4 protein-coding genes are annotated in these 3157 nt (G+C 59.7%); 1 reads left to right on the forward strand and 3 read right to left on the reverse strand.

From position 1 onward, the window contains the following. Nucleotides 1-66 precede the first annotated feature (66 nt). From Q319_RS28035 to Q319_RS0122905, 3 genes are all read right to left on the reverse strand, one after another. On the reverse strand, nt 67-357 hold the full coding sequence (locus Q319_RS28035) for a DUF2834 domain-containing protein (RefSeq protein ID WP_029484704.1): 291 nt from the start codon (nt 355-357) through the stop codon (nt 67-69). Next, complete coding sequence (locus Q319_RS28040; protein WP_051655709.1) at nt 354-1295, reverse strand: hypothetical protein; 942 nt, start codon at nt 1293-1295, stop codon at nt 354-356. The genes Q319_RS28035 and Q319_RS28040 overlap by 4 nt, the downstream gene beginning before the upstream one ends. A gap of 81 nt (nt 1296-1376) precedes the next feature. Next, entirely contained in the window at nt 1377-1904 is a 528-nt protein-coding gene (locus Q319_RS0122905) for a TetR/AcrR family transcriptional regulator (RefSeq protein WP_034416568.1), read from the reverse strand. Between the two features lie 276 nt (nt 1905-2180). Here Q319_RS0122905 and Q319_RS0122910 point away from each other — a divergent pair, with 276 nt between their 5' ends. Further along, complete coding sequence (locus tag Q319_RS0122910; RefSeq protein WP_156039565.1) at nt 2181-2954, forward strand: MerR family transcriptional regulator; 774 nt, start codon at nt 2181-2183, stop codon at nt 2952-2954. The last annotated feature ends 203 nt before the right edge of the window (nt 2955-3157 follow it).

Below are 3157 nucleotides of genomic sequence, written 5' to 3' on the forward strand. Positions count from 1 at the left end.
ATCTCCAGCACATCACCCGCTGTCAGCGTTCCGGCCATGCCCCGATTCTAGCGAATCTGGTTCGACTCAGGCCGACGGGCTAGGGGCGCTAATCAGATACAGAGGAATGAACAGGGCGCTCAGATACCAGCGCCAGCCCAGGCGGGAGCCTTCGCGCAGATATAAAACGCTTGCTACAACCAGCAGGGTGATCAGGTCAATGGCTGCCGACGAACTTGCAGGATTGGCAAACCAGGCGGCTAGGTAGCTGCCCCCCTCAAACTCAAACTGGAGGTTGAAGTACCACGTTCCCAGCAAGCCAAGGAGTGAGAGCACGAAGTAAACCGTGGGCAACAGTCGGGGCTTGCGGGCCGTCATATCGTTTCCTGGGTCAACCTGCGGTCTGGGCGCAAGACCAGACCCGCACTGATGGCGGTCAGGAGCAGTAACATACCTGCGGATGAGAGGGTCAGACTGTCCGGGGCGATGACGCTCTGGCCTCGTTGCGCCTGCCAGAACAGCAGGGTGATCAGGCCCAGGTAGGCTCCGGCGGCAGTCCAGACCAGGCCCACACGCTGGCGCGCTGTCCAGGAGCGGCGGCGGCCCACCAGCCAGAACAGCAGCGGCCCGGCCTGGAGGGCATGCAGCCCAACAAAATGGGACACCCGCAGATCGCCGTGGGTGGTACTCCATCCCAGGAAGCGCAGTCCAGGCCCGCCATCTGTTCCGCCAACACTGTGCGCCCCCACTACCGTCGGCGGATCCTGGCCCAACTGGGCCGATGTTGGAGCGGTCATCACGGCCCCGATACTTCCGCCAATCAGGGTCAGCACCAGTCCCAGTCGCAGGCTCCAGGCGAACGCCCGGTCAGGCAACGGTTGAAGCAGCAGCAGTGCGGCGGCCAGCAGATTCATCAGCCAGATCAACAGGACAAAGCCGCCCATCAGGTAATAAAGTGTGGCGTCGAGCGAGGCACCGACATTGAAGTGGCTCGTCGTGCCACGCGCCGCCTGAGCCGTGATGATCAGTAGTTCCACCACGGCCCCCACGGCTGTCAGGGCGGAGACGATTCGTGCCAGGCGGGCGCGTTTGCCCTCTATGAAGCCCAGCATCCAGATGAGGGTGAACGAGTACAGCAGAAACGAGATGGCGAACTTGGCCGGTTTATCCCAGGCAGGCATGCCGGTAACCATGCGGTTATCCACCACCATCCCAACCAGACAGACGAGTAACAGAATTACGGAAAGCAGCCCCACGAAAGTCAGCGGGCGGTTGGTCTTCCAGGAGTGGGTCACGGCGGCTGGTAGGTGCATCATGGTGGACTCCCTTTTATTATTAAGTACTTACTAATAAAAATTGAGAAGAGATAAGATTGGCATCGGTGCTGGCTCCTCTTTTCAAAGATCGCAGTAGAGGTCAGGCATATCGAGGGCAGCGGCCACGGTCAACATCATGCCAGCGGCGAAAAAACCAAAGATGGCCTGCGGTGTTGCGCCAGAACGCCGCGCCACCTCTGAGATCAAGGCACGGTAGTTTTCACGAACCTTGGTCTGTATCTCGTCGTCTCCGCCGGCTGCAAAACTCTGGAGCAGCATCAGGAGTTCATGCTTGCGGACCAGCAAACTGTTGTAGGCCTCCTCCATCGCCTTGAGTGGGGGCGTACCGCGCTGATCTGCGTCCTCTGCCGCCGTCACGAACAGATCGAAGATGGTAGCGTGAACCTGATCACTGACCGCCAGAAAAAGCTCTTTCTTGGTACCGAACAGTCGGAAGATATAGGGCTGTGAAATGCCCACCCGTTTAGCAATCGTCTCGGTGGAGGCACCAGAGTAGCCGTGTACCGCAAATTCTTCCAATGCAATCTCAATAATGGCCGTGCGCCTTTCATGGGCGGATTGACGAGGAGCGGCGGCAGCACTGGGCATGAAGTAAGTATGTACTAACTAATCAATGAAGTCAACGCCTGAAGTAACGGACGCGAAATTTTACCTGAGGGGTCTTGAGTGAAAATGTTTTGACCAGGCGAGGTTCCAAAGACAACACCCCTCAACAGCTAGGGGCTTCCGGTAAGTGGCGTTGCCAAAAAGGCACCGCGCTGAGCTGTCGACAGGTGTTTTACCCGCTCTACCGCCCGTCCCCCCAACTGGACGGTCTTGACTCTCAAGCAGCTTGAGACCCCACGCTCAGGCGCGGAGGTGATCATGAAACTGCTGTCCATCGGCCAGTTCGCCCAACTCGTGGGCCTGAGCGTCTCGGCGCTGCGGTTCTACGCCGACAGCGGCGTCCTGCTCCCTGCCCAGGTGGATCAGGATAGCGGCTACCGCTACTATACGCCCACGCAAATTCCGCTGGGTCAGCAGGTGGCGGCCCTGCGCAAACTGGATCTGCCGCTGAGTGATCTCTCGGCTCTTCTGGTGGCCGCACCTGCCCAGGTCACCGCGATCCTGGAACGTCACGAGCGGCGGCTGCTCGAACAGTTCGAGGCCAGACGCCAGATGCTGTTAGATGTGGGCCGCGTCCTCGAAGGACAACGCGCGCTCCCAGTCGTGGACGCGCAGTACCGACAGTGGCCTGCCCAGCAGGCCCTGAGCCTCACGATGAGCGCTGAGGCTGAAACCTTCCATGCCTCCTACGTTCACAGCGTCGCGCAGCTCCACGAACACGCGCAGGCGGCAGACGTCGAGATCACGGGAGGTGATTTCGGCCTGTACCACAGCCAGGAATATTTCAGCGGTCCCCTCCAGACCGAAGTCTGTTTGCCCGTGAACCGCGTTCTGACAGGAAAGGGCCGCGTCCGTTGCATCAATCTCCCGGCAGTGAATGTCGTCTGTGCGCTGCACCCTGGCACCTGGCACACCTTCAGTGCCACCTTTGGCGCGCTGTATCTGGCGGCCAGTCAGGCAGGCCACCAGCCTGAGACCTCGTACACCCTGGGAACCCCGCACGGCATCGAACTCGGCTTTTTCCTGAATTAACCCACCGTCTCCATTCACCCGGCCCACGCGGGCCGGGGAGGTATCCCATGCCCATTCAACTCTCCGAAACCGCTGGGTATGAGCCATGCACTTTAGTGCAAGTCTTTTAGACCTGCGCCGTCACGAAAAATTGAGCGGCTGGGCAGTCAGAAGAGAAACCCTGGCGTGTCAGTGGGACATTGAGCTAAAGGTATGGCGTGCAG

It is taken from the genome of Deinococcus marmoris DSM 12784 (assembly GCF_000701405.1).
Taxonomy (GTDB): domain Bacteria; phylum Deinococcota; class Deinococci; order Deinococcales; family Deinococcaceae; genus Deinococcus; species Deinococcus marmoris.